Annotated in this window: 23 protein-coding genes; 11 read left to right on the top strand and 12 right to left on the bottom strand. The window is 73.6% G+C overall.

Translation table 11 applies throughout. The features are described from left to right. Positions 1-27: 27 nt before the first annotated feature. A complete protein-coding gene (locus AB0C84_RS09945) occupies positions 28-468 on the bottom strand; it encodes a hypothetical protein (protein ID WP_361063467.1) in 441 nt (146 codons plus the stop codon). A gap of 302 nt (positions 469-770) precedes the next feature. Here AB0C84_RS09945 and AB0C84_RS09940 point away from each other — a divergent pair, with 302 nt between their 5' ends. Next, positions 771-1,448 (top strand): hypothetical protein, encoded by a 678-nt coding sequence (locus AB0C84_RS09940; RefSeq protein ID WP_361063464.1) that lies wholly within the window; start codon positions 771-773, stop codon positions 1,446-1,448. A gap of 128 nt (positions 1,449-1,576) precedes the next feature. Here AB0C84_RS09940 and AB0C84_RS09935 read toward each other — a convergent pair whose 3' ends face one another. The 3 genes from AB0C84_RS09935 to AB0C84_RS09925 form a co-directional block, all read right to left on the bottom strand. Continuing rightward, positions 1,577-2,965, bottom strand: a complete 1,389-nt coding sequence (locus AB0C84_RS09935; RefSeq protein ID WP_361063461.1) for a glycine--tRNA ligase — start codon at positions 2,963-2,965, stop codon at positions 1,577-1,579. 169 nt (positions 2,966-3,134) lie between these two features. Then, positions 3,135-4,502 (bottom strand): DUF1906 domain-containing protein, encoded by a 1,368-nt coding sequence (locus tag AB0C84_RS09930; protein WP_361063458.1) that lies wholly within the window; start codon positions 4,500-4,502, stop codon positions 3,135-3,137. A 143-nt stretch (positions 4,503-4,645) separates the two neighbouring features. Continuing rightward, complete coding sequence (locus AB0C84_RS09925; protein WP_179843119.1) at positions 4,646-4,930, bottom strand: antibiotic biosynthesis monooxygenase; 285 nt, start codon at positions 4,928-4,930, stop codon at positions 4,646-4,648. Between the two features lie 28 nt (positions 4,931-4,958). Here AB0C84_RS09925 and AB0C84_RS09920 point away from each other — a divergent pair, with 28 nt between their 5' ends. The 7 genes from AB0C84_RS09920 (at position 4,959) to AB0C84_RS09890 (ending at position 10,589) form a co-directional block, all read left to right on the top strand. Further along, on the top strand, positions 4,959-5,267 hold the full coding sequence (locus AB0C84_RS09920) for a DUF6703 family protein (protein ID WP_258938726.1): 309 nt from the start codon (positions 4,959-4,961) through the stop codon (positions 5,265-5,267). 32 nt (positions 5,268-5,299) lie between these two features. Continuing rightward, positions 5,300-6,247 carry a metal ABC transporter substrate-binding protein gene (locus AB0C84_RS09915; RefSeq protein WP_361063453.1) on the top strand — a complete coding sequence of 316 codons (948 nt, stop codon included), beginning with the start codon at positions 5,300-5,302 and terminating at the stop codon, positions 6,245-6,247. A 26-nt stretch (positions 6,248-6,273) separates the two neighbouring features. Then, a complete protein-coding gene (locus tag AB0C84_RS09910) occupies positions 6,274-6,960 on the top strand; it encodes a metal ABC transporter ATP-binding protein (RefSeq protein WP_361063757.1) in 687 nt (228 codons plus the stop codon). After that, the gene (locus AB0C84_RS09905) at positions 6,957-7,859 is read left to right on the top strand and encodes a metal ABC transporter permease (RefSeq protein ID WP_179843122.1); all 903 of its coding nucleotides are present in this window, start codon (positions 6,957-6,959) and stop codon (positions 7,857-7,859) included. The genes AB0C84_RS09910 and AB0C84_RS09905 overlap by 4 nt, the downstream gene beginning before the upstream one ends. Continuing rightward, a complete protein-coding gene (locus AB0C84_RS09900) occupies positions 7,856-8,242 on the top strand; it encodes a transcriptional repressor (RefSeq protein ID WP_089312674.1) in 387 nt (128 codons plus the stop codon). Before AB0C84_RS09905 ends, AB0C84_RS09900 begins: the two co-directional genes overlap by 4 nt. A 208-nt stretch (positions 8,243-8,450) precedes the next feature. Then, positions 8,451-10,064, top strand: a complete 1,614-nt coding sequence (locus AB0C84_RS09895; RefSeq protein ID WP_361063450.1) for a M4 family metallopeptidase — start codon at positions 8,451-8,453, stop codon at positions 10,062-10,064. 99 nt (positions 10,065-10,163) lie between these two features. Next, positions 10,164-10,589: an OsmC family protein gene (locus tag AB0C84_RS09890; protein ID WP_361063447.1), complete on the top strand. Its 426-nt coding sequence runs from the start codon at positions 10,164-10,166 to the stop codon at positions 10,587-10,589. Between the two features lie 263 nt (positions 10,590-10,852). On the opposite strand, the gene AB0C84_RS09885 is transcribed toward AB0C84_RS09890, so the two are convergent. Both AB0C84_RS09885 and recO read right to left on the bottom strand, forming a co-directional pair. Further along, positions 10,853-11,659: an isoprenyl transferase gene (locus AB0C84_RS09885; protein ID WP_361063444.1), complete on the bottom strand. Its 807-nt coding sequence runs from the start codon at positions 11,657-11,659 to the stop codon at positions 10,853-10,855. Then, positions 11,656-12,420: a DNA repair protein RecO gene (gene recO / locus AB0C84_RS09880; RefSeq protein WP_258938718.1), complete on the bottom strand. Its 765-nt coding sequence runs from the start codon at positions 12,418-12,420 to the stop codon at positions 11,656-11,658. Before recO ends, AB0C84_RS09885 begins: the two co-directional genes overlap by 4 nt. Before the next feature lie 183 nt (positions 12,421-12,603). Between recO and AB0C84_RS09875 the strand changes: the two genes are divergently transcribed. Next, positions 12,604-13,650 carry a M4 family metallopeptidase gene (locus AB0C84_RS09875; protein WP_361063439.1) on the top strand — a complete coding sequence of 349 codons (1,047 nt, stop codon included), beginning with the start codon at positions 12,604-12,606 and terminating at the stop codon, positions 13,648-13,650. Beyond that, positions 13,647-13,898 (top strand): protealysin inhibitor emfourin, encoded by a 252-nt coding sequence (locus AB0C84_RS09870; protein ID WP_258938716.1) that lies wholly within the window; start codon positions 13,647-13,649, stop codon positions 13,896-13,898. Before AB0C84_RS09875 ends, AB0C84_RS09870 begins: the two co-directional genes overlap by 4 nt. A 57-nt stretch (positions 13,899-13,955) precedes the next feature. On the opposite strand, the gene leuA is transcribed toward AB0C84_RS09870, so the two are convergent. The 3 genes from leuA to AB0C84_RS09855 all read right to left on the bottom strand — a co-directional run bounded on the left by leuA (position 13,956) and on the right by AB0C84_RS09855 (position 17,283). Further along, positions 13,956-15,683 carry a 2-isopropylmalate synthase gene (leuA, locus tag AB0C84_RS09865; RefSeq protein WP_258938715.1) on the bottom strand — a complete coding sequence of 576 codons (1,728 nt, stop codon included), beginning with the start codon at positions 15,681-15,683 and terminating at the stop codon, positions 13,956-13,958. A gap of 150 nt (positions 15,684-15,833) precedes the next feature. After that, positions 15,834-16,670 carry a dimethylargininase gene (gene ddaH / locus AB0C84_RS09860; RefSeq protein ID WP_361063435.1) on the bottom strand — a complete coding sequence of 279 codons (837 nt, stop codon included), beginning with the start codon at positions 16,668-16,670 and terminating at the stop codon, positions 15,834-15,836. A gap of 1 nt (position 16,671) precedes the next feature. After that, entirely contained in the window at positions 16,672-17,283 is a 612-nt protein-coding gene (locus AB0C84_RS09855; protein ID WP_179843130.1) for a hypothetical protein, read from the bottom strand. A 101-nt stretch (positions 17,284-17,384) separates the two neighbouring features. Here AB0C84_RS09855 and AB0C84_RS09850 point away from each other — a divergent pair, with 101 nt between their 5' ends. Then, positions 17,385-18,221: a hypothetical protein gene (locus AB0C84_RS09850; protein WP_361063431.1), complete on the top strand. Its 837-nt coding sequence runs from the start codon at positions 17,385-17,387 to the stop codon at positions 18,219-18,221. Here the strand turns inward: AB0C84_RS09850 and era are convergent. From era to AB0C84_RS09835, 3 genes are all read right to left on the bottom strand, one after another. After that, positions 18,212-19,114 (bottom strand): GTPase Era, encoded by a 903-nt coding sequence (gene era, locus AB0C84_RS09845; protein ID WP_361063428.1) that lies wholly within the window; start codon positions 19,112-19,114, stop codon positions 18,212-18,214. The genes AB0C84_RS09850 and era overlap by 10 nt on opposite strands. Positions 19,115-19,438: 324 nt before the next feature. After that, positions 19,439-22,780 (bottom strand): BTAD domain-containing putative transcriptional regulator, encoded by a 3,342-nt coding sequence (locus AB0C84_RS09840; protein WP_361063425.1) that lies wholly within the window; start codon positions 22,778-22,780, stop codon positions 19,439-19,441. 52 nt (positions 22,781-22,832) lie between these two features. Then, positions 22,833-24,965, bottom strand: coding sequence for an MMPL family transporter (locus AB0C84_RS09835; RefSeq protein WP_361063422.1), 2,133 nt, complete (start codon positions 24,963-24,965; stop codon positions 22,833-22,835). Between the last annotated feature and the right edge of the window lie 89 nt (positions 24,966-25,054).

The following is a 25,054-nucleotide window of genomic DNA, read 5'->3' as shown; positions in this document are numbered from 1 at the left end:
CGGCGTGCGGCACCGGGGAAAGAGAGCTCAGATCCCTGTGGAGGCGGGCGGGGCGCGCCCGCGCGGGGCTCCCCGCGGCGCGATGTCGGGCGCGACGTGCGCGGCGGCGGCCCGGGCGAGGCGCCCGGACGGCGGGCGGACCTCGTCGCCGGAGGCGGGAGGCGTCGCGTGCTCGGGGTGGGCGTACGGCGCCGCGGCCCCGGCCGCGTGCAGCGCGGTGGCGGCGATGGCGCTCTGCGTGCGTCCGGCCGTGCGCGACTTGGTGGCGGCCCGGGTGCGGGCGGGCCCCTGGTGCACCGCCCCGATACGGACGCCGGAGATCGTGCCGGTGGAGGACGCCCTGCCCTGCGCGCCGCCGGCCGGCATGCCCGCGCCGACCGGCCCGGCGACGAAGCCGAGGAGGCCGAGCACGACGACGAGCAGCCGTGCGACGGGCCGCCGGAAGGCGGGATGGCGCGGGTCGCCCATTCCGCCCTCCTCCCCCGGTCTCCGGCGGGTCGCTCGCCCGCCCGTTCCCGCCAACCTAGCCCACGTTCGCGCGGCCCGGCGCCGCCGTCCGGGCTCAGCAGGGGTTTCCCGCGAAGGCGGGTCCGTCAAGGCGGGCGGGCGTGACAAAGCCCTGGCCCGCCCCCGGCCGTACGGCCTTACCAGCAGACACTGGCGGGTGTCCCGATCCGGCCAGGCCGCAGTCGTCCGCCCGCCATTGCCCCGGCGATTTATGCGAATTACTTTCGCGTATGCCCACCCCGAACCGGACAGAGGAGTCTCCGGTGGCACGAATCAGACAGACCGCGATCGTCGGAACCGCCGCACTGGCCGTCCTCGCCGCGGGGGTCGCCCCCGCGTACGCAGCGGGCACGACCATCCGCAAGGGCTCGGCCACGGCCGCCGCCTACTCCGGCAACGTGCAGGCCTCGCTGCTCGGCACCGCGACGGTCAGCAGCTCGCTCGGCAGCGGCTCCTGCAGCCAGTCGACGATGACCGGCTCCATCAACTCCGACGGCACCGGGCTGAACGTCAGCTCCGCCACCTTCACCGGCACCGGCGGCGGCGCCTGCACCGGCAGCACCAGCGCGACGATCACCTCGCAGAACCTGCCGTGGACGGGCGGCAACGTCACCTTCGACGCCGCCCACACCGGCGGCCGCGACGCCACCGTCACGATCGCCAACTTCAAGGTGAAGGCCGTGATCAACCTCCTCGGCGGCGTCACCTGCGTGTTCGGCGGCAACCTCACCGCCAACGGCTACAACGGCAACAACGCCTCGCGGCCGGTCACCAGCAGCAGCGAGGCGCAGGTCGGCGTGCAGAACGCCACGGTCAACAAGCAGTCGGGCAGCAGCTTCCTCTGCCCGTCCACCGCCAGCGTCACCGCCACGTACGCGCTGCGCGGCGAGACCGTCGCCGGGTCCGGCACCTTCAACCAGTCCCTCTACGTCACCAGCTGACCGGAGGCCGGAGCGGAGCTCCCGAAGAGGCGGTAAGCCCCCTCACGACGTGCTCCCGGGAAAGGACGGGCCGCCCCGCACGCGGGGCGGCCCGTCTCGCCGTCATCCGGGCGTCGCCCGGCCCCGGGTCAGCAGCCGACGAGCTGCGCCGCGAGGAACGACTCGACCTGGCTGAGCGCGATGCGCTCCTGGCTCATCGAGTCGCGCTCCCGGACGGTCACCGCGTCGTCCTCCAGGGTGTCGAAGTCGACGGTGACGCAGAACGGGGTGCCGATCTCGTCCTGGCGGCGGTAGCGGCGGCCGATGGCGCCGGCGTCGTCGAAGTCGACGTTCCAGTTGCGGCGCAGCTGCGCGGCGAGGTCGCGGGCCTTCGGGGACAGGTCGGCGTTGCGCGACAGCGGCAGCACCGCGACCTTGACGGGGGCGAGCCGCCGGTCGAGCCGCATGACCGCGCGCTTCTCCAGCTTGCCCTTGGCGTTGGGCGCCTCGTCCTCGGCGTAGGCGTCCATCATGAAGGTGAGCGTGCAGCGGTCGACGCCCGCCGCGGGCTCGATCACGTATGGGGTGAACCGGTCGCCGGACTCCTGGTCGAAGAACGACAGGTCGGCGCCGGACGCCTTGGAGTGCGTCGTCAGGTCGTAGTCGGTGCGGTTGGCGATGCCCTCCAGCTCGCCCCACTCGCTGCCGACGAAGTCGAAGCGGTACTCCACGTCGACGGTGCGCTTGGAGTAGTGCGACAGCTTCTCCTGCGGGTGCTCGAAGAGCCGCAGGTTCTCCTTGCGGATGCCGAGGTCAACGTACCACTGCATGCGCTCGTCGATCCAGTACTGGTGCCATTCCTCGTCGCTGCCGGGCTTGACGAAGAACTCCATCTCCATCTGCTCGAACTCGCGGGTCCGGAAGATGAAGTTGCCTGGCGTGATCTCGTTGCGGAACGACTTGCCGACCTGGCCGATGCCGAACGGCACCTTGCGGCGCGCGGACTGCTGGACGTTCAGGTAGTTGATGAAGATGCCCTGCGCGGTCTCGGGGCGCAGGTAGGCCAGGCCCGACTCGTCCTCGACGGGGCCGAGGTAGGTCTTGAGCAGGCCGTTGAACATCTTCGGCTCGGTGAACGAGCCCTTCACGCCGCAGTTCGGGCACGAGATGTCGGCGAGGCCGTTCGCGGGCGGGCGGCCGTGCTTCTCCTCGTAGGACTCCTCCAGGTGGTCGGCCCGGAAGCGCTTGTGGCAGGACTGGCACTCGGTGAGCGGGTCGACGAACGCCTGGACGTGGCCGCTGGCCTCCCAGACCTCGCGGGCCAGGATGACGCACGAGTCGAGGCCGACGACGTCGTCGCGGCCCTGCACCATCGACTTCCACCACTGGCGCTTGACGTTGTTCTTCAGCTCGACGCCGAGGGGGCCGTAGTCCCAGGAGGCGCGGAGCCCGCCGTAGATCTCGCTCGACGGGTAGACCAGGCCTCGCCGCTTGGCGAGGTTGACGATCGTGTCCAGCACATCGGAACGGCGTGCCATCGAAAGATTCTCCATCCGGCTGGCGGTCGGCGGGAACAGTGAGTGCGCCCCGGTCCCGCGGCGACGGCGGGCGGCGGCGAGTGTGATCCCCGGTGATGTGCTCCGGGGCGGCGGCGCCGCCGCCGGAGAGTGGCCCCCAGCTTAGGGCACGGGGGCCCCTGAGCAGGACTCAGTAAACGCGCCCGTCGGCGATGTCGCTGTCGACGTTCAGGGTGACCCCGCCGTGCGTCTCCCGGTGGCCGCCGCGGTACTGCTTGACGCGGCGGTGCGGCGCCCACCAGGCGTCCGGCATGAACGGGTCGCCGTAGACCTTGGCCCTCCGGTCCCAGTTGGCGAACCAGACGCAGGTGGGCTTGCTGATCGAGGACCGTCCCACGTCGCGGATGCCGGACTTGGAACTGCTGTAGAGGCACGGCTGGTAACCCTCGGTCTTCAGCCGGTCGACCCAGTTGTCGACGAACCGGAGGACGGCCGCCCTGCAGGAGCTCTTCTTGTGGTTGTAGGCCTCCATGTCGTAGTAGAGCGGCTTGCCCTGCGGGATGCCGAGGGCCCTTGCCCGGCGGGCCGCGTCGACGGCGGCCAGGGTGCCCTGCGAGGCGGCGCTTCCGGCGGAGAAGCGCTGCGGGCGGCTGCCGCACGGCGCCTGGAGGCCCACGTAGGTGGCGGTGAGGCGGTAGCCCATGGCGCGGACCTGCCTCACCCACGACGCGGTGAGGTTCGGCTGGGCGCATCCCCGCGCCGCTCCGCCGATGTAGATGTTGGTCACCTTGAACGAGGGCCGCCAGGCCCTCATGGTCGCCAGGGACGGGGCCGTGCAGGTGTCGAACCCCTTGCCGCGCACCCACGAGCGCTCCAGCGCGATCCCCTGGCCGGCCGACGGGCTCTCGGCGGGCGCCGGGCCGTCCGTCGGCACCGGGCCCCCGCTCGGCGCCGTCCCCTCGGCCGGCGCGGAGGGGACGGCGGTCGCCACCCGGCGGACGTCCGGCTTGGACGGCGCGGCGGTCCACCGGCCGGACAGCCGGGTGCCGCGCAGGATCCGCTGGAGCCCGGTGGGGTCCCTGCCGTACACGCCGGTGATCGTGACCCCGGCCTCGGGGAGGGTGAGGCGCGTCTCGTGGTCGACGGTCCGCGGCACGGTCAGCGAGGCGAGCTTGTCGGCGTGCACGACGGTCCGCGCGGTCCGCCCGTCCCCCGCGGGCTGGATGTGGACGGCCTCGGTGCGGCCGACGGCGCGGGCCGGGCAGTCCGGCTGCGGGCCGGGGCGGCCGAGGTAGACCGCGTGCCGGTCGTAGCGGACGCACAGCGACGGATGCCGGTCGAGCCGGTGCACCTTCCAGCCGGCCGGGACGGGGACGCGCAGCCCCCGGTACTCGACCACGCGGCCGTGCGGGCTCCCCTCGCCCCCGGCCGGCCCCCTCAGGGACTGTGCGGCGGCCTGATGGGCCGCGGGCCGCGCGGGGGACGTCCCGGCGACGGTGAGGGCGGCGGCGACGGCCGCCGCCCCGGACGACACACTGAACAGGACGGCATGGCGCATCACAGCTCCCCCGCAGGCCACGGCATGATCATCTGCCGCAAGGATGACCTGGGCGGACGCGCCGAAACCGGGAGGGGTCGCTTCTTGACCGCCGATTGCCCGCATACTGACCGGGCCCGCCCGGGGGCGGCCCGGACGGCCGCTCAGGCGGAGGAGACCACCTCGTAGGCGCCGGGCTCGTCCACGGCGAAGGCGGCGAGGGGCATGAACCGGAGCCGCACGTCGTAGGCGCCGAGCGCGCGGCGGTAGTGCCCCGCGCCGTCCCACTCGGTGACGAGGGCCCACAGGCCGGGGTCGTCGACGGTCCGGGCGAGCCGGCCGGAGCGGAAGCCGGTGCTCGCGGCCAGCGCCGCCAGCACCGCGGTCATGCCCTCGGCGAAGCCGCCGGACTCCTCGTCCGGCACCCGGTACCGGGTTATCGCGATCATCCGTCCATCCTGGCAGTACGTTGGGCGTGTGGAGACGAGAGGTGAGCGCGCGACGGGACTGCGGGCGGCCGTCGAGCGGCGCAGCGCGACCGCGGTGGTGTTCCTGCACCGGATGCCGCGGTGGATCCTGCTCGTCGCCGTGTTCGTGCTGCTGGTGATCGGCATGGCCGGGACCGGCTGGGTGGCCGCGGCCGGGCTGCTGGTGCTCGCCGCCGCGCTCGGCTGGTTCGCCTACCTGAACTGGCCCGCGCTGGACGGGTCGGGCAGGGTCCTGCGCCTCGCGGCGCTGGCCGTCCTGGTGGGGTTCGCCCTGGGACGCGGCATCGGTCGGTTTTGACAACCGTTTTCATCTTCGTCCATAATCGCACCGTGCCCCCTCTCCGCGCAGCCCTGCGAACCGCCCCGGCGGCGCTCGCCCTGGCCGGGCTCGCGGCGGCCCTGACGGGCTGCGCCGGCGCCGACGCGGACGTCCCGCCCGGCAGGACCGCGGTGGTCGCGTCCTTCTACCCGATGGCCTGGCTCGCGGAAGAGGTCGGCGGCGGCGACGTGCACGTCCGGACGCTCACCAGGCCCGGAACCGAGCCGCACGACCTGGAACTGACGGCGCGGCAGGTCGCGAACGTCCAGGACGCCGACTACGCCCTCTACGTCAGGGGCGTCCAGCCCGCCGTGGACGACGCGGTCCGCAAGCACGCGAAGGGCAGGTCGCTCGACGCCGCGAGCCTCGTGCCGAAGCTGCCCCCGCCCGGCGAGACCGACGACGAGGAGGCCCACGACGGCGTCCGGCACCGCGAGGCTTCCTACGACCCGCACATCTGGCTCGACCCGAGCCGGATGGCGACCGTCGCCACCGCGCTGGGCGAGCGGCTGGCCGCCGCCGACCCCGGCCGCGCGGCCGGCTACCGCACGCGCGCCCGGGCGACCGCACAGGCGCTGAACGGCCTCGACCGCGAGTTCCAGGACGGCCTGCGGTCCTGCGCCCGCCGGGAGATCGTGACCGCGCACGCCGCGTTCGGCTACCTCGCGGACCGCTACCGGCTCCGGCAGATCGCGGTCGCCGGCGTGGACCCGGCCGGCGAACCGGCCCCGAAACGGCTCGCGGAACTGTCCCGGCTCGTCTCCTCCACCGGCGCGACCACGGTCTTCACCGAGACCCTGGCCAGCTCGAAGGTGGCCGGGAGCCTGGCGCGGGAGGCGGGCGTGCGGACGGCCGTCCTCGACCCGGCCGAGGGCGTGGCGGACGGGGCGTCCGGCGACTACCTGACGATCATGCGAGAGAACCTGCGGACCCTGCGGCCCGCGCTGGAGTGCTCATGAACGCGTCCACCGCCCCGCCGCTGGCGATGACCGGCGGCCTCGTCCGCCGCGACGGCCGCGCGGTGCTCACCGGCGTCGACCTGCGGGTGGAGGCCGGCGACGTGCTCGCCGTCCTCGGGCCGAACGGGGCCGGCAAGTCCACGCTCGTCAAGGCGCTGCTCGGGCTCGTCCCGCTGGCCGCCGGCCGGACGGAGATCTACGGCGAGCCGCCCGCGCGGTTCCGCGACTGGAGGCGGATCGGCTACGTGCCGCAGCGGCTGCCGATGGGCGGCGGCGTGCCGGCGACGGTCCGCGAGGTCGTGGCGTCCGGCCGGGTGGCCCGGCGGTCGCGCTGGCGGCCCGCGCCGCTCGCCGACCGGGCGGCCGACCGCGCCGCCGTCGACCGCGCCCTGGAGACGGTCGGGCTCGCCGGGCGGGCCCGCGACTCGGCGCACCTGCTGTCGGGCGGCCAGCAGCAGCGGGTGCTGATCGCCCGCGCCCTCGCCGGCGAGCCCGACGCGTTCGTGATGGACGAGCCGACCGCCGGCGTGGACGCGGGCAGCCAGGCGGCGCTCGCGTCGGCGCTGCACGGGCTGGCCCGCGCCGGGCGCACGGTCGTCCTCGTCGCGCACGAGCTCGGGCCGATGGAGCCGCTCGTCACCCGCACGGTCGAACTCGGGCACGGCCGCGTCGTCCGCGAGACCGCCCGGCAGACCCTCGAAAGGCCCGCGTGACCGAGATGCTGCAGTACGACTTCATGCGCGTCGCCCTGGTGATGGCGGTGCTCATCGGGCTGACCGCCCCCGCCGTGGGGACGTTCGTCGTCCAGCGCAGGCTGTCCCTGCTCGGCGACGGCGTCGGCCACATCGCGCTGACCGGCATCGGGCTGGGGCTGCTCACCAGCACCTCCCCCGTCCTCGGCGCGCTGGTGGTGTCGGTGCTCGGCGCCGTCGCGATCGAGGTGCTGCGAGCGCGCAGCCGCAGCGGCGCGGACGTCGTTCTCGCCCTGCTGTTCTACGGCGGGCTGGCGGGCGGGGTCATCCTGACCAGCGTCGACGGCGGCGGCTCGGCGGGCCTGCAGTCCTACCTGTTCGGCTCGATCAGCAGCGTGACGGTGAACGACCTGTACGTCGTCGCGGGGCTCGCCGCGGTCGTGCTGGCGATCGTCGCGGTGTTCGGGCGCGAGCTGTTCCTGCTCTGCCAGGACGAGGAGGTCGCGCGGGCGGCGGGGCTGCCCGTCCGGTTCCTCAGCGTGCTGATCGCCGCGACCGCCGCGGTCACGGTGGTGATCTCGATGCGCGCGATCGGGCTGCTGCTCGTCAGCGCGCTGATGGTCGTCCCCGTGGCGGCGGCGCAGCAGCTCACGCGGGGATTCTGGAGCACGATGCTGGGCGCGATGGGGATCGGTGTACTGTCGGCCGTGGCGGGCCTGGCGGGTTCCTTCCAGTACGATCTTCCCCCGGGCCCCTCGATCGTGTTGCTGGCGCTCGCGGTGTTCGTGGCCGCGGTCGCCGGGGGCTCGGTGGTGCGCCGCAGGCGCTCCCGCGCCGCGGCCGGAGCCGTCGCCGCGGGGGACGCAGGGCCCGGCGCCCCGCCGCGCGTGGATGCCGAGGCGGAGGTGCTGAGGGGATGACGACGGCCCGCCGGGACGCGGTACGGCAGGTGCTGGCCGGCTGCGAGGGGTTCCGCAGCGCCCAGGACATCTACGCCGACCTGCGCGCCGACGGTTCCAAGATCGGCCTCACCACCGTCTACCGGGCGCTGCAGGCGCTCAGCGACGCGGGCGAGGTCGACGTGCTGCGCACCGACGAGGGCGAGGCCGTGTACCGCGCCTGCCGCACCGAGCAGCACCACCACCACCTGGTCTGCCGCGACTGCGGCCGGACGGTCGAGGTCGAGGGGCCGGCCGTGGAGCGCTGGGCGGACACGATCGCCGCCGAGCACGGCTTCGTCGACATCACCCACACCGTCGAGGTCTTCGGGACGTGCGCGAACTGCGCCGCGAAGCCGTCCTGAAGCCCGAAAACCCCCCGCGCCCGCAGGTCCGCGGCCCGAAGCCGCTCCTGAACTCGGACAAGCCCGGTATTTCACACGCTCCGTAGGCAATTCTTGTCAAATTGCTACATCTACTTCCCAGTAGCCCTATGTCATAAATGTCCCGTCGCCACGGCGGGCCCGACGGAGGGTTCTCGGGGGAGCGTGGCGCCCGCACGAGAGGGCGTTCATGACAAGACGGGCGTTCACCAGCCGAAGGATCACGCTCCTGGCCTCGGCGACGTTGCTCGCGTCGGCCGCCACCGCGCTCCCCGCCTCCGCGCGGCAGCCGGCGTCCCCACCGGGTCCGCGCGCCGCCGCCGAACACGCGCTCCGCGCGCTCACCGGCCGCGCCGCCGAGGTGCGCGGCGGCGACGGGCAGGCGTTCCAGGTCGTCGGGGTCGGTCTCGACCGCGACGGCACCTCGCACACCCGCATGACCCGCACCTACGACGGCCTGCCCGTCCTCGGCGGCGACATCGTCGTCCACGAGACGGCGGCCGGGACGTGGCGCGGCACCAGCCTCACCCTCGCCAAGGCGCCGTCGGACTCCAGCCCGGAGGTCTCCGCCAAGACCGCCCAGAAGCGCGCCGCCACCAAGAGCCGCAAGGCCGACGGCTCCCCCGCGCTCGTCGTGGAGTCCCGCACCGCCGACCACGCGCCCCGCCTCGCCTGGCGCGTCCAGACCGTCGGGAAGAAGGCCGACGGGACGCCCAGCCGCGTCTTCACCTCGGTGGACGCCGCGACCGGCGAGGTCCTGCTCCGCGAGGAGACGATCAAGACCGAGGCGGGCGACGGCAAGTCCCTCTACACCGGCACGGTCCCGCTCCAGACGACGCTGTCCGGCAGCACCTACCAGCTGAAGGACCCGACGCGCGGCAACACCTACACCGGGGACGCCCAGAACGACACCGACCTGTGCTTCCTCAGCTGGTGCTTCCACCGGGCCCCCGCCACGCTGTTCACCGACGCCGACAACCACTGGGGCAGCGGCACCACGTCCGACCGCGCCACCGTCGCCGTGGACGCCCAGTTCGGCACCAACGAGACCTGGGACTTCTACAAGAACGTCTTCGGCCGCACCGGCATCGCGGGCGACGGCAAGGGCTCCTACAACCGCGTCCACTACGGCAGCGGCTACGCCAACGCCTTCTGGGACGACTCGTGCTTCTGCATGACCTACGGCGACGGTGACGGAAGCCAGCTCGGCCCGCTCACGTCCCTGGACGTGGCCGCGCACGAGATGAGCCACGGCGTCACCAGCTCCACCGCGAACCTCACCTACAGCGGGGAGTCCGGCGGGCTGAACGAGGCGACGTCCGACATCATGGCCGCCGCCGTGGAGTTCTACGCCAACAACTCGGGCGACGTCGGCGACTACCTGGTGGGCGAGGAGGTCGTCCTGCCCGGCTTCGGCAAGCCGGCGCTGCGCTTCATGGACAAGCCCAGCAAGGACGGCAGCTCCGCCGACTCCTGGTCGACCGGCACCAAGAACCTCGACGTGCACTACTCCTCGGGCGTCGCCAACCACTTCTACTACCTGCTGTCCGAGGGCAGCGGCGCGAAGACGATCAACGGCGTCTCCTACAACAGCCCCACGTCCAACGGCTCCACGGTCACCGGCATCGGCCGCGACGCCGCCACGAAGATCTGGTACCGGGCGCTGACCACGTACATGACGTCCTCGACCAACTACGCGGGCGCGCGCACCGCGACGCTGAACGCGGCCAAGGACCTCTACGGCGCGGGCAGCACCCAGTACAACACCGTGGCCGCGGCCTGGTCCGCGGTGAACGTCGGCTAGCACCGATCCGCAGGCGGAACGCCCCGCGCCGGTCTCCGGCGCGGGGCGTTCCCGCGGTTCGGGTGATCCACCGGGCGCGCCATGGTGAAGAATCAGGGCATGGCTACGACACGCACCGCGAACGCGCATTGGGAAGGCTCTCTGCTGGAGGGCCAGGGGACCGTCTCGCTGGACTCCTCGAAGCTCGGCACCTACGACGTGACCTGGGCGTCGCGGGCGGAGGAGCCCGGCGGCCGGACGAGTCCCGAGGAGCTCATCGCCGCCGCGCACTCCACCTGCTACTCCATGGCGCTCTCGCACGGCCTCGCCGGCGCCGGCACTCCGCCGGAGAAGGTGGACACCAAGGCCGAGGTCACCTTCCAGCCGGGCGAGGGCATCACCGGCATCCACCTGACCGTCCGGGCCAGCGTCCCCGGCCTGTCCGCGGCCGACTTCGAGAAGGCCGCCCAGACCGCCAAGGAAGGCTGCCCCGTCAGCAAGGCCCTCACCGGAACCAAGATCACCCTAGACGCAGCTCTTGTTTAAGGCAGTGCCCTCCTCCTTCGGGCCCTGAAGGCCCTCCATCGTCGGGCACTGCGTGCGATCGCTGCATCGCTCCGGCTCGCCTGGCGGCTCGCTGCGCGATCAGTTTCTTGCTTCGCTCGAAACTGCCTTCGGACGCGATCGCGACCGTCGAGGTCGTCGCGTGGTCCCGGCGGTGGCTGGACTCCACCTGGGCGCCTGGAGGGGCCTGACGAAGGTGGTTGGGGGTGGGGCGCTCGCCTCACCCCCAACCGCAACAAACGTGGTCATACGCTCCCAGGCGCCTGACTCAAAGGAGCCGCATTGGGCACAGCCCCTCCGTAGCGGCGGTCTCTGGATGCGTAGAGTTCGCAGGCGTGCCAGAGGTGGCGGCGGTCGAAGTCGGGCCAGAGCGTGTCGAGGAAGACCATCTCCGCGTAGGCCGACTGCCAGATCAGGAAGTTGGACGTGCGCTGCTCCCCGGAGGAGCGCAGGAACAGGTCGACGTCGGGGATGCCGGGCTCGTCCAGGTAGCGGGCGAAGACCTTCTCGTTGATCTTGCCGGGGTCGAGGCGGCCGTCCCGGACGTCCCGGGCGATCGCGGCGGCCGCGTCGGCGATCTCGGCGCGGCCCCCGTAGTTCACGCAGAACTGCAAGGTGAGGACGTCGTTGTCGCGCGTCATCTCCTCGGCCGTCTCCAGCTCCCTGATGACGCTGCGCCACAGCCGGGGCCGCCGGCCCGCCCAGCGCACCCGCACGCCCATCGAGTGGAGCTGGTCGCGGCGGCGGCGGATCACGTCCCGGTTGAAGCCCATGAGGAAGCGCACCTCGTCGGGCGAGCGCTTCCAGTTCTCGGTGGAGAACGCGTACGCCGACAGGTAGGGGACGCCGAGCTCGATCGCGCCCATGATCACGTCGAAGAGCGAGTCCTCGCCGCGCTTGTGGCCCTCGGTGCGCGGCAGGCCGCGCTCCTTGGCCCAGCGGCCGTTGCCGTCCATGACGATGGCGACGTGCCGCGGTACCAGGTCCGCGGGGATCGGGGGCGGGGTGGCGCCGTCCCGGTGCGGGTCCGGAGGCGATACGGCCCTGCTCAAACTCTCTCCCTCTCGGTGTCGTCGTCGCGCGTCTCGCGCTCCACATGGCGCAGGGAACGGATCCCGTGCTCCAGATGCCACTGCAGGTAGGCGGCCACCAGGCCGCTGGTCTCCATCCGGTGGCGCTGCTCGCTGGCGTCCGCGTACTCCCAGTCGCCGCGCAGCAGCGCCAGCATCAGCGCGAACGTCGGCGGCGCCGGGGTCGCGGCGCCCGGCTGGCGGCAGCCGGCGCACACCGCGCCGCCCGCCGCGATGGCGAACCCGCGCAGCCCGCCGCGGTTGCCGCACCGGCAGCACTCGTCGAGCGCGGGCGCCCAGCCCGCGACCGACAGCGAGCGCAGCAGGTAGGCGTCCAGGACGAGCCGGGGGTCGTGGGAGCGCTCGGCGAGGGTGCGCAGCCCGCCGACCAGCAGCAGGAACTGCCGCAGCGCGGGCTCGCCCTCCTCGGCGGTGAGCTTCTCCGCGGTCTCCAGCATCGCCGTGCCCGCCGTGTAGCGGGGGTAGTCGGTGACCAGCGCCTCCCCGTACGGGCGCAGCGTCTCGGCCTGCGTGATCAGGTCGAGGGAGCGCCGCTCGTACAGCTGCAGGTCCACGTGCGTGAACGGCTCCAGCCGCGCGCCGAACCGGGACCTGGTCTTGCGGACCCCCTTGGCGGCGGCGCGGATCCGGCCGGTCCGCCGGGTCAGCACCGTCACGATGCGATCGGCCTCGCCCAGCTTCTGGGTGCGCAGGACGATGCCTTCGTCGCGGTACAGGGTCACCCGTTCATTCTGACGCACGCCGCTCGATGCCTCGGTGCGCCGGGGGCATCTCCCCAGGATCTTCACAAGTCACAGCAGTGACCTCGCTGCGCCGCAAGGCGAACACACAACGTGACCGGATTCGGCCGTAGCGGTCCCCCGAAAGTCATGGCTGGAAACACGGGCACCTGGCAGCGTTGTGGCATGAGATGCCACATCGTGCCACCGCACATGCTGGAGCGGATCGCCCGCGATGCCGAGGACCCGGCCATACGCGGCCGGGCCCGCCGTACGCTGGCGCTCACCTCCGCCCAGTTCACCGAGCGGCGGACGGCCGCGGCCGGGGCCCCCTCCCCGTCCGAGGACTTCGTCCCCGACCGGACGATCAACGACGCCGGGCACCGCGAGGAACTGCCCGGCCGCACCGTGCGGGCGGAGGGAGCCCCCGCCACCGGCGACCCGACCGCCGACCGGGCCTACGACTGGCTCGGAACGACCTTCGACTTCTTCGAGGCCGTGTACCGGCGCGACTCCATCGACGGGGCGGGCCTCCCGATGGTCTCGACCGTCCACTACGGCGACAAGTACGACAACGCCTTCTGGAACGGCGAGCAGATGGTGTACGGCGACGGCGACGGCGTCCTGTTCACCGACTTCACCGCCCCCCTCGACGTCACCGGGCACGAGCTCGTCCACGGCGTCACCCAGTACACCGCGAACCTGGAGTACTACGGCCAGTCCGGCGCGCTCAACGAGTCCGTGTCCGACGTGTTCGGCTCGCTCGTCAAGCAGTGGCACCTCGGCCAGACCGCCGACCGGGCCGACTGGCTCATCGGGGAGGGGCTGCTCGCCCCGGGCGTCAACGGCGTCGCGCTGCGCTCCATGAAGGAGCCCGGCACCGCCTACGACGACCCGCAACTCGGCAAGGACCCGCAGCCCGGCCACATGGACGACTACCTCGACACCTACCGGGACAACGGGGGCGTCCACATCAACTCGGGGATCCCCAACCACGCCTTCTACCTCGTCGCCACCGGCATCGGAGGCAACGCCTGGGAGAAGGCCGGCCGCATCTGGTACGAGACGCTCACAGGCGGCTCCCTCGCCTCCGACGTCGGCTTCGCCGGCTTCGCCGCCGCGACGGTCCGGGCCGCGACCGCGCTGTACGGGGCCGAGGCCGTCGAGACGAAGGCCGTGAGCCGGGCCTGGACGGGGGTAGGTGTCTCCTTGGAGGCGAACGAGACGCAGTGAAAGTGACAGTCGTCCGCAGCGGGGGGTTCGCGGGGATCGAACGGCGCGCGGAGTCCGACAGCGCCAGTGATCCCATGCTGTCGAGGCTCGTCGGCCGCGTCGACCTGAAGAGCGTGCCGCCGCCGGGCCGAATCCCTGACCAGTTCCTGTACGAAATCGAGATCGACGGCGACCGGACCACCGTCGGTGAGGCCCAGCTCCACGGCCCGCTTCGAGAACTGGTCCACCACGTCCTCGGTCGAATCTGACCGTTCTGTCTCGGGTTCAGGACCCTGGGGGGACCTGGACCCGAGACGACCGGCCGGCTACCTCCCCTGCGCGCGGGCGACCCGGTTGACGGCCGACAGCATCGCCTTGAGGGACGCGGTGACGATGTTCCCGTCGATGCCGACGCCCCACACCGTCGTGCCCTTCCCGTCGCCGAACCGCACGTCGCACTCGACGTAGGCGGCGGCGCGCGCGTCGCCGCCCGCGCTCATCGCGTGCTCGGCGTAGTCCAGCACCCGGACGTTGATCCCGACCGCGGCGAGCGCGTCCTCGAACGCCGAGACCGGGCCGTTGCCGACGCCCTCGATCTCGCGGATCTCGCCGTCCACGCGGACGTCGCAGCTGAGCGCGTCCTTCTCGTCCACCCGGGACGTCGTGCGGTGCGCCAGCAGCCCGGCGCGCGGGCCGTTGGCGAGGAACTCCGTCTCGAAGATCTCCCACATGCGCTCGGGCGTGACCTCGCCGCCGGCGCTGTCGGTGTGCTCCTGCACCACCCGGGAGAACTCGATCTGGAGCCGGCGCGGCAGCTCCAGCGCGTGCTCGGTCTTCATGATGTAGGCGACGCCGCCCTTGCCGGACTGGCTGTTCACCCGGATCACGGCCTCGTACGTCCGGCCGACGTCGTGCGGGTCGATCGGCAGGTACGGGACCTCCCACGTGTACCGCTCCACCGGCACGCCGGCGGCCTCGGCGTCGCGGCGCAGGTGGTCGAAGCCCTTGTTGATGGCGTCCTGGTGGGAGCCGGAGAACGCGGTGTAGACCAGGTCGCCGCCGTAGGGGTGCCGCTCGTGGACGGGCAGCTGGTTGCAGTACTCGACCGTCCGGCGGATCTCGTCGATGCCGGAGAAGTCGATCTGCGGGTCGACGCCCTGGGTGAACAGGTTCAGGCCGAGGGTGACCAGGCACACGTTGCCGGTGCGCTCGCCGTTGCCGAACAGGCAGCCCTCGATGCGGTCGGCCCCCGCCATGTAGCCGAGCTCGGCGGCGGCGACGGCCGTCCCGCGGTCGTTGTGGGGGTGCAGCGACAGGATGACCGAGTCCCGGTAGGCCAGGTTCCGGCTCATCCACTCGATCTGGTCGGCGTAGACGTTCGGGGTGGCCATCTCCACCGTCGCCGGCAGGTTCACGATGACCTTCCGGTCCGGCGTCGGCCGCCACACGTCGTTGACGGCGTTGCAGACCTCCACCGCGTACTCCAGCTCCGTGCCGGTGAACGACTCGGGCGAGTACTGGAAGTAGATCTCGGTGTCGCCCATGTCCTCGGCGAGCTTGGCGCACAGCTTGGCGCCCTCCACCGCGATCGCGGTGATGCCGTCCCTGTCCTGCCCGAACACCACGCGGCGCTGCAGCGTGCTGGTCGAGTTGTACAGGTGGACGATCGCCCGCCTCGCGCCGCGCACCGCTTCGAAGGTCCGCTCGATCAGCTCGGGGCGGGCCTGCGTCAGCACCTGGACGACGACATCGTCGGGGACCCGGTCCTCCTCGATGATCTGCCGGACGAAGTCGAAGTCGGTCTGGCTGGCCGCCGGGAACCCGACCTCGATCTCCTTGTAGCCCATCCGTACCAGCAGCTCGAACATCTGGAGCTTGCGGTGGGAGTCCATCGGGTCGATCAGCGCCTGGTTGCCGTCGCGCAGGTCGACCGCGCACCATCGCGGCGCCTCGGTGATCACCTGGTCAGGCCAGGTGCGGTCGGCCAGCTTCACGGGCGCGAACGGCTTGTAGCGCTGGAAGGGCATGCCGGAAGTCTGCTGTTGCGGATACATCCGTTGAGTTCTCTCTGCTCGAACCTCGCGGCCGACGTGCACGGCGATGCCCCGCAGCGAGGGAGCCGGCCTGTTACAGGTCCCCGCTGCGGCCGCTAAGGAGGAGCAGCTCACGCAACACGTTCGCCAAGTTAACAGATGCCATCCGCGTCACGGAAACCGACGTCCGGATGCTGAGACGCCAGGTTCGCTCCGCGGTCCCGGCGCGGTTCCGGGGACGAGCACGGAGAGGCAGGTCACGCAGCCGTCGAGCGCCTCGAACTCGCTGATGTCGACGCTCGTGACGCGCAGGCCGTCGGCCGCCAGCCGGGCGGCCGTGCGCGGCGCCGACGCCGCCATGAGGACGTGGCCGGGCCCGAGCACCACCACGTGCGCGCCCTCCGGCTCGGACACGACCTGAAGGCACGGCAGCACCGAGGTGTCGACCATCTCCGGGACGCCGATGAGGCCGCCGTCCGGCAGCGCGGTCATCGCCGACTTCAGGTGCAGGCAGCCGCGGACGTCCACCGGGACGACCCTCCGCCCGCCCAGCAGGCGCGCGAGCTGGCAGATGCCCTCCTCGTTCGTCCGGGCGCCGCGCCCCACGTAGACGGTGCCGCCGACGTCCAGGACGTCCCCGCCGTCCAGCGTCCCCGGCTCCTCGATCCGCTCGACCCGCAGGCCGAGCTCGCGCGCGGCCCGCTCCGCGCCGGCGGTCTCGCCGCGGCGGCTCGGTGCCCCCGACCGGCCGAGGACCGCCAGGTCGCCGCTGACGACCAGGGCGTCCTCGACGAAGACGGCGTCGGGCAGGTCGTCGGCGGGCGCGACGGCGCGGACGTGCCACCCCGCCGCCCGCAGCGCCGCGACGTACGCCTCGTGCTGGCGCGCGGCGCGTTCCACGTCCACCGGGCGGCGGGCGGCGTGGGTGACGATGCCCTCGGCGAGGCGCGGGCCGGGCGGCCTGACCAGTGCCCTGCCCGCGGATGCGGAACCGGCGGCGGCGTCCATGTCAGCGCGCCGCCCCCTCCGTCGTCACGATGACGCCGAGCGCGTAGGCGCGGGACATGCCGAGCAGGTCGGCGATGCCGTGCAGGGCGAGGCGCTCCCCCTCGCCGAGCGGGCCGTCCGCCAGCCCGATCCGGACGGCCTGCGCGAGGAACCACTCCTTGGCCTCGACGGCGAGGTGCGCCCCGGCCCGGATGACCTCCTGCTCCAGGAACGTCCGCCGCGTCGCCAGATCGATGTCCACGGCGTCCGCGTCGTAGCCGGGCTCGCCGTACCCGGTGACCGTCGCCACCGCGCGGGCGCGGGCCGCGGCGTCGGCCGGGTCGCCCGAGCGCAGCACCAGGGCCGCGGCGGCCCGCATCCCGGCGGCCAGGGCCTCGGCCATCTGCTGCGCGGTCGGAGTCCGCAGGGCCGACACGGGGAGGCGGGCGCGGCACGTGCGGCACTCGACGGCCTGCCCGAGGCGCCACAGCGGCACCATCGGCACGAAGAAGACCGAGAACCAGCGGCGTCCGGCGCGCCTGCGGTAGGCGCGGTCGCCCCCGCACTGCGGGCAGTGGAACGTCCCCTCGCTGACCGTACGGAACACCGCCGTCAGGCCAAAAACGAGCAACACCGGCGCTCTCCTCCCATAACGGACTCCGCTCCAACCTACCGACCCGCGGGCGCCGCGGTGGCCCTCCCGGACAATGCCCGCCGTGCGTTTACGCTGGGTTCATGACCGGTGACCTGGGATCCGACGCGGGACGCGCGCGGTCGCGCCCGTCCTTCCTGCCGCCCGTCGACGGCTACCCGCCGCAGCACGGCGACCCGGCCGAGGCCGCCCCCGCCGCGCCCTTCCCGGCCCCGCGCAGGGGCGGCGCCGCCTGGGTCCTCGCCCTGATCGCCTCCGCGTCGGCCCTGCTGGTGTCGGCGTTCCTGCCGTGGGCGCGCGCCGAGGTCGTCGTCGACCTGTTCGGCCGCTCGCTGAGCCGCGACCTCGGCAGCGTCGCGGGCATCGACGCCGACGACATCGTCCTGGCCGTCCCCGTCCTCGCCGTGATCGCGATCGCGCTGGCCGCCTGGGACCTGATCGGGCGCGACGCGCGGATCGGCGCGCTCGCCGCGGTGCCCGGCATGCTCGCCCTGCTCGTGTGCGGGATCTTCGTGCTGCGGCTCGGCCACGTCCGCGACGACCTGCCCCAGACCGGCCTGGACCTCGGCTACCAGATCACCGTCCGGTTCGGCTGGTACCTCTCGGTCATCGCGTCCCTGCTCGTGGTCGGCTTCAGCCTCGCCCGCCCCGTCAGCGACAAGGTCTCGAAGTCGCAGCGGCAACCGGACGAGGAGCAAGCGCAGTACCCCTACATGGACCCGCAGTACGCCGAGCAGCAGTACCCCGAGCAGTATCCGGCCGGCGAGTACGCCGCCTGGCCCTCAGAGGACCAGGCCTGGGGCCGCCAGGACCACCCGCACGAGGAGCCCTCCCCTCCCAGGGACGACACCCCGAAGAAGGACGACGCCAGGAAGCCCCCGGCCCCCGAGCAGGACCCGGAGGACGCCGGTCAGTCGTAGAAGCCGAGCCGGCGGAGCTGCTTGGGGTCGCGCTGCCAGTCCTTGAGGACGCTGACGCGAAGGTCGAGGAACACCTTCGTGCCGAGCAGCGCCTCGATCTGCCGCCGCGCCGCCGCGCCGACCTCCCGCAGCCGCGCGCCCTTGTGCCCGATGATGATCCCCTTCTGGCTGGACCGCTCGACGAACAGGTGCGCGTAGACGTCGACGAGATCGTCACGGCCCTCGCGGGGCGCCATCTCGTCCACGACGACGGCGATCGAGTGGGGCAGCTCGTCCCGCACCCCCTCCAGCGCCGCCTCGCGGATCAGCTCGCCGACGAGGACCTGCTCGGGCTCGTCGGTGAGATCGCCCTCGGGGTACAGCGGCATCCCCTCAGGCAGATGGGAGATCAGCAGGTCGCTGACGAGGCCGACCTGGAAACCGCTCTCGGCGGAGCACGGCACGATGTCGGCGAACTCCCCGAGCCGCCCGACCGCGAGTAGCTGCTCGGCGACCTGCGCGGGCGCGGCGAGATCGGTCTTGGTGACGATCGCGACCACGGGCGTCTTCTTCACGCCCGCCAGCTCCCTGGCGATGTACTTGTCGCCCGGCCCGACCGGCTGGTCGGCGGGCACGCAGAACCCGATCACGTCCACCTCGGTCAGCGTCGACCGCACGAGGCTGTCGAGCCGCTCCCCGAGCAGCGTCCGGGGCTTGTGCAGGCCGGGGGTGTCGACCACGACGAGCTGCGCGTCAGGACGGTGCACGATCCCCCGGATGGCCCGCCGCGTCGTCTGCGGACGGCTACTGGTGATCGCCACCTTCGTCCCGACCAGAGCGTTCATCAACGTCGACTTGCCGACGTTGGGCCGCCCAATGAAACAAGCGAAACCGGAACGGGTTTCTGTGCTCATTGCGTCTCCTTCCTCCTTCGGGCCTGGCGGCCCTCCATCGTCAGGAAACGCGGGCGATCGCTGGCATCGCTCCGGTTCGCCTTGCGGCTCGCTGCGCGATCAGGTTCTCGCACGCTCGAACCTGCCTTCGGACGCGATCGCGACCATTGAGGTCGTCGCGTGGTTGCGGCCAGGGCTGGGGTCAGTGCGTCCATGGGGACGGGTGCGCTTATGACGTCTCTCCTTGTCGGGGCCTGCCCCTCGACGTGCCTTCGGACGCGCGGGTGTCGCGGCGTGCGACGGTCGGTGCGGTGGTCAGTTTAGTCGGGTCGCGGTGGGGCGGGGTCAGGCCGCTGTGCCCAGGGCGGCCAGGGAGGCGGTGGCCTTCTCCGCCCAGAAGGGGGCTTCGAGGCGGCCCGCGACCTCGGCGGCCCTGCGGTAGTGGGAGGCGGCGACCTCGGCGGGGCGTTCCAGGTAGCGGGCGAGGTCGCCGAGGACCTGCGCGACCGGGCCGACCGTCGCGACTGCGGTGGCGCCGCCGGAGAAGTGGCCCTCGTAGGGCAGCAGCGCCGCGTAGGCCTCCTCGGCCAGCGGGCGGTCGTCCAGGGCGATGGCGCGCAGGCCGCGGACCGCCATGGTCAGGTCGAAGAAGTAGTCGAGCCGCACGGGGCCGGCGCCGGCCACCACCCGGCGGGCCTCGGTCGTGCGGCCAGCGGCGGCCAGGGTGAGCGCGTAGATGTCGGCGGTCGCGGCGACGTGCCTCCACTGCTCGTGAAGCCAGGCGGCCTCCTCCATGGCCTCCTCGGCCCGCCCCTGGACGAGCCGCAGGCAGAACGGGCCGAGGAGCGCCATGCCGCGCTCGCTGAACCAGATCCGGGTCCGGCCGATGGAGCCGCCGACCTCGGCGAACGCGCGCTCCGCCTCGTCCGGGCGGGCGGCGAAGGCGCGCACCAGGGCCGTGTACCAGTCCGCGATGCGGGCGAGCAGCGGCAGCCCGTACTGCTCGGCGAGGCGGCGCCCCTCCGCGCGGTGCCGGTGCGCGGCGGGCAGGTCGAGCGCGGCGACGCCCGTCTGCTGGAGTTGCAGGTGCGCGAGGACGCGGTAGGTGCCGAGGTCGTGCTCGGTGGCCAGATCGAGCAGCTCGGACGCGAACCGGGCCCGCTCGGTGAGCCCCTCCGCACTCCGGTAGGCGTTGATGTAGGCGCCGTTGAGGGCGAGAGCGATCAGCTCGGGCGCGCCCAGCGACCGGGCCAGGCGCAGCGCCGCCGCCGCGGCCTCGGCGCCCCGGTCGTGCTGCTCGCCCTCCGACTCGATCGCCAGCGTGGTCAGCAGCCTGACCCGCGACTCCGGCTCGGTCTCGGGGAGGCTCGCGAGGGCCTCGCCGGTGGCCTCCACCACGGTGAGGTCGAGGGTCCCGTACTCGCGGCTCGTCCACAGCGTCGGGACGTCGAAGGCGACGATGATCCGGGCGAGCAGGCGGACGTCGCCGAGGGCGCGGGCGTCGGCGATGGCGGCGATCCGCCGGGCCCGGGCGTCGACGATCTGCCCGGCGAGGGCGCTCGCCCGGATCGCGGCGACCTCCGCCTCCAGCCGGTCGCGGGTCGCCTCGGGGCCCCGCGACCGGAGCGTCTCGACGGCCCGCACCCACAGGTCGGCCGCGGCGCCGTGCGCGAACCGGGCCTCGGCGGCCGCGGCGGCGCGCCGCGCATAACGGACCGCCTTGTCCGGGTCCGTGCCGGATTCGAGGTAGTGGTGCGCGATCGCGGCGACCTCGCCCGGGAGGTGGCGCTCCAGCGCGGCGGCGACCCGGCCGTGCACGCGGGTGCGGCGGGCCCGGGACACGCCCGCGTAGAGGGTGTCGCGGACGAGGGCGTGCGCGAACCGGATCCGGCCGGGCGCGGGCTCGGTGACCAGGCCCGCGGCCAGGCCCGCCTCCACGGCGTCGATCACCGTCTCCTCGTCCCCGGCCAGGTCGGTCAGGACGCGCAGGTCGGCGTCCCGGCCGATGACCGCGGCGTCGCGCAGCACGGTCTGGACCGGTCCCGTCAGCCGCGCGACGCGGCGGCGCAGCACGTCGCCGACGCCCGCGGGGACCCGGCGCGTGGCGGCGGGCAGCCCCTCCGCGTCCAGGAGCCGGGCCGTCTCCCGGGTGAAGAACGGGTTGCCGCCCGTGCGCTCGGCGATCGCGGACAGCTCCGCGTCGTCCAGGCCGGCGGCGCAGGTGTCCCGGACGAGGACCGCGACCTCCGCGGGCGACAGCCCCGCCAGCTCGATCCGCGCGGGCTCGTGCCGGGCGAGTGCGGCCAGCGCGGCGGCGAGACCGTCCGGCACCTCGGTCTGCCGGAACGTGGCCAGCAGCAGGACGCGGCGGTCCCGCAGCCGCCCCGCGAGCCGGATCAGCAGCGCGAGGGTCTCCTCGTCGGCCCAGTGCAGGTCGTCCAGGACGAGCAGGAGCGGCGCCGCGTCCGCCAGCTCGGCGAGGTAGTCGCCGACGGCCAGGTGGAGCCGGAACCGCCCCGTGACGACGTCGGCGCCGGCGAGCCCGATGGCGGAGTCGTCCAGCAGCGGACCGAGCCGCCCGGCGAGGCCCCCGGCGGGCGGGACGGCGGCGGCCAGGTCGCGCAGCAGTTCTGCCCAGGGCCAGGCGGCGGGGGCTCCCGCGGTCTCCGGCGCCGTCCCCCACGCGCACGTCCAGCCGCGCCCGGCCAGGTCGCGCGCGAGCCTCTCGGCGAGCGCGGTCTTGCCCATCCCGGCGTCCCCGCAGACGAGGACGACGCCGCCGCGGCCCGCCCCGGCGTTCCCGGCGGCCTCCTCCAGCCGCGCCAGTTCCTGGACGCGGCCGACGAAAGCCGAGCCCTCCTCGGAGCGGGGCGCGGGCGCGAGCCGCAGCGCGGGACGGGACGGCGCCGGCCGTTCCGGCTCCCCCAGCGCGGGCTCCTGCGCCAGGATGTCGCTCTCCAGGCGGCGCAGCGCCGGGCCGGGGTCGACGCCGAGTTCCTCGGTCAGGGCCGCGCGGGCGCGCCGCAGCGCGGCGAGGGCGTCGCCCTGGCGCCCGGCGCGGTAGAGGGCGAGGGCCAGCAGCCGCCACGCCTCCTCGCGCAGCGGGTTGGCGGCGGCGTGGGTCTCCAGGTCGGGGACGGCCTCGGCGGCCGAGCCGAGCCGCAGCATCGCCCCGGCGCGGTGCTCGACCGCGAGCCGGCGCCGCTCGTCCAGGCGGGCCGCCTCGGCCGCGGCCCACGGCAGGTCGCCGAACTCGGCGTAGGCGGGGCCGCGCCACTCGGCGAGCGCCGCCTCCGCGCGGCGGCGCGCCTCCCGCGGGTCGGCCGCCGCCAGCTCGGCGGCCTCGTCGATCAGCGCGTCGAACCGCCACGCGTCGACGGCGCCGTCCGGCAGCCGGAGCGCGTACCCAGGCGGCTCGGTGACCAGGACCCGCGCGGGCGTGCGGGGCGGGCGGTCCGGTTCGAGCGCGCGGCGCAGGTGGGAGACGAAGGACTGGAGGCCGCCCGCGGCGCGCGGCGGGGCCGTGCCCGCCCACAGGTCGTCGACGAGCCTGTCGGCGGGCACCATCCGGCCCCGCGCGGCGACGAGGCGGGCGAGCACGGAGCGCTGCCGGTGACCGCCGAGGTCGGCGGCGGATCCGGCCACCTCGGCCCCGAAGGCCCCGAGAACGCGTACGACAGGCGACATGTCCCGATCAGCCTAACCGGGACATGCCGCCCTTCCGTGATCACTCCCCCCGTTACGCGCGGCTGGGCTCGGGACGCCGCTCGGCGGGCCGCGCGGGCGCCGCCCCGCCGTGCAGGTCGATCGCCGGCAGCACCCGGGCGAGCGGCCCCGGCAGCCACCAGTTCGCGCGGCCGAGCAGCGACATCGTGGCCGGCACCAGCACCAGGCGCACGACCGTCGCGTCCAGCGCCACCGCGACCGCGAGCCCGACCCCCATCTGCTTGATCACCAGGCCGGGGTCGGCGGCGAAGCCGAGGAACACCGCCACCATGATCAGCGCCGCGCTGCTGATCACCCGGCCGGTCGCGGCGAGCCCGGTGGACACCGACCCGCGCGCGTCACCGTGCAGCAGCCACTCCTCCCGGACCCGCGAGAGCAGGAAGACCTCGTAGTCCATGGAGACGCCGAACAGGACGGCGAACATCAGCAGCAGGATGAACGACGACACCGGGACGCTGTGCGGGAGGCCGAGCAACTCCGCGCCCCAGCCCCACTGGAACACGGCCGTGAGCACCCCGTAGGCGGCGCCGATCGACAGCAGGTTCATCACCGCGGCCTTCAGCGGCGCCAGCAGCGACCGGAACACGATCATCAGCATGACGAACGAGGTCGCCACCACCACGCCGATCACCGGCCACAGCCGGTCCGACAGCATCCGGGACAGGTCCACGTAGATGGCGGTCAGCCCGGTGACCTCGGTGTCGGGCGGCAGCACGTCGGCCCGGATCCGGTCGACGAGGCCGGTCACCCGCTCGTCCTGCGGGCCGTAGTCGGGGGTGACCATGATCACCGCGGCGTCGCCGCGCGGAGAGGCCTGCGGCGGCGCCACGGACGCGACGCCCTCGGTGCCCTCCAGCCGTTCGCGCAGCCCCGGCAGGGCCGCCCGGTCGGTCCTGGTGAGGTCGACGGCGACGACGAGCGGGCCGTTGGCGCCCGGGCCGAAGCCGTCGGCGACCAGGTCGTAGGCCTGGCGGACGGTGTTGGACGTCGGCTCGCTACTGGCGTCGCTCGGCCACGTCCGCATGCCGAGCGCCGGGGCGGCGAGGGTGAGCATCAGCACCGCGGCGGCGAGCAGCCACGGCCAGGGGTGCCGCCCGACGTGCACGGCCCAGCGCCGCACCCGCGGCGACTCCACGGCGATCGCCGCGCCGGCGGCCCGGTCGCGGCGGCGCAGCACCCTGCGGCCGGCGAGCCCGAGCACGGCCGGCAGCAGCGTGACGGCGCTCAGCACGGTCGCCGCGACGACGATGCCGGTGGTGAAGCCCATCGTCATGAACACCGGAATCCGCGACAGCACCAGCCCGCACAGCGCCAGCAGCACCGTGAACCCCGCGAAGATCACCGACAGGCCCGCGGTGGCGATGGCGCGGCCCACCGCCTCGGGCACGTCGAGGCCCTCCGCGAGCCCCTCCCGGTGGCGGGTCAGGACGAACAGGGCGTAGTCGATGCCGACCCCGAGGCCGACCATGGTGGCGAGCGTCGGCGCGGTGGTCGCGACGTCGGTGAACGCGGCCACCAGCGTGATCCCGGACACGCCGACGCCGAGCCCGGCCAGCGCGACGGCGAGCGGCAGCCCCGCCGCCACCACCGACCCGAACGCCAGCAGCAGGATGACCAGGGCCGCCACGATCCCGATCGCCTCGGCGACGCCGCCGGGCGCGGTCACGTTCTCGGGGACCTGGCCGCCGAACTCCACCTGGTAGCCGGCGGCGTCCAGGTTCCGCGTCGCCGACCGCAGCAGGTCGAGGGTCTCCTTGGGCCCGAGGTCGGTGACCGGCACCGAGTACCGGACGGTCATCAGCGCGGTCGCGCCGCCCTTGCCGAGCTGCGCCGGGTCGACACCGCTGACGTGCGGCAGCGTGCGCAGCTCCGACGCCGCCGCGGCCAGCTTCGCCTGGTCGACCTTCCCCGACCTCGCGTGCACCACGACCCGGGCGTCGGCCCCCGCCAGCGCCGGGAACCGCTCCTTCAGCAGGTCGGTGGCCTGCTGCGAGCCCGTCCCGGCCAGCGTGTAGTTGTCGTGCAGGGCTCCCCCGGCGACGCCGGAGAGCCCGGCCATCGCGGCGACGAGCACCAGCCACACCACGATGAACCGCCAGGGCCGCAGAGCGGCGGCCCTCCCCAGGCGGTAGAGCAGACGGGACATCACTTCTCCCCCAGAACGGCATTGTTCGACGCCCTACAGGCTCCCGGGCTCCCCTTGCCGTCCACTTGCCGCCGACTTGCGGACCACCG

The sequence above is a fragment of the Actinomadura sp. NPDC048955 genome (genome assembly GCF_040649435.1).
GTDB lineage: Bacteria > Actinomycetota > Actinomycetes > Streptosporangiales > Streptosporangiaceae > Spirillospora > Spirillospora luteofluorescens.
Note: the sequence above shows the minus strand (reverse complement) of the source record. Positions and strands in the feature narration are given on the sequence as shown.

Coding starts and splice junctions, on each gene's coding strand:
- AB0C84_RS09945 (WP_361063467.1), bottom strand. CDS start 468: ATGGGCGACCCGCGCCATCCCGCCTTCCGGCGGCCCGTCGCACGGCTG.
- AB0C84_RS09935 (WP_361063461.1), bottom strand. CDS start 2,965: ATGGCACGCCGTTCCGATGTGCTGGACACGATCGTCAACCTCGCCAAG.
- AB0C84_RS09930 (WP_361063458.1), bottom strand. CDS start 4,502: ATGCGCCATGCCGTCCTGTTCAGTGTGTCGTCCGGGGCGGCGGCCGTC.
- AB0C84_RS09925 (WP_179843119.1), bottom strand. CDS start 4,930: ATGATCGCGATAACCCGGTACCGGGTGCCGGACGAGGAGTCCGGCGGC.
- AB0C84_RS09910 (WP_361063757.1), top strand. CDS start 6,274: ATGACCGGCGGCCTCGTCCGCCGCGACGGCCGCGCGGTGCTCACCGGC.
- AB0C84_RS09900 (WP_089312674.1), top strand. CDS start 7,856: ATGACGACGGCCCGCCGGGACGCGGTACGGCAGGTGCTGGCCGGCTGC.
- AB0C84_RS09895 (WP_361063450.1), top strand. CDS start 8,451: ATGACAAGACGGGCGTTCACCAGCCGAAGGATCACGCTCCTGGCCTCG.
- AB0C84_RS09890 (WP_361063447.1), top strand. CDS start 10,164: ATGGCTACGACACGCACCGCGAACGCGCATTGGGAAGGCTCTCTGCTG.
- AB0C84_RS09875 (WP_361063439.1), top strand. CDS start 12,604: ATGAGATGCCACATCGTGCCACCGCACATGCTGGAGCGGATCGCCCGC.
- leuA (WP_258938715.1), bottom strand. CDS start 15,683: ATGTATCCGCAACAGCAGACTTCCGGCATGCCCTTCCAGCGCTACAAG.
- ddaH (WP_361063435.1), bottom strand. CDS start 16,670: ATGGACGCCGCCGCCGGTTCCGCATCCGCGGGCAGGGCACTGGTCAGG.
- AB0C84_RS09850 (WP_361063431.1), top strand. CDS start 17,385: ATGACCGGTGACCTGGGATCCGACGCGGGACGCGCGCGGTCGCGCCCG.
- era (WP_361063428.1), bottom strand. CDS start 19,114: ATGAGCACAGAAACCCGTTCCGGTTTCGCTTGTTTCATTGGGCGGCCC.
- AB0C84_RS09840 (WP_361063425.1), bottom strand. CDS start 22,780: ATGTCGCCTGTCGTACGCGTTCTCGGGGCCTTCGGGGCCGAGGTGGCC.
- AB0C84_RS09835 (WP_361063422.1), bottom strand. CDS start 24,965: ATGTCCCGTCTGCTCTACCGCCTGGGGAGGGCCGCCGCTCTGCGGCCC.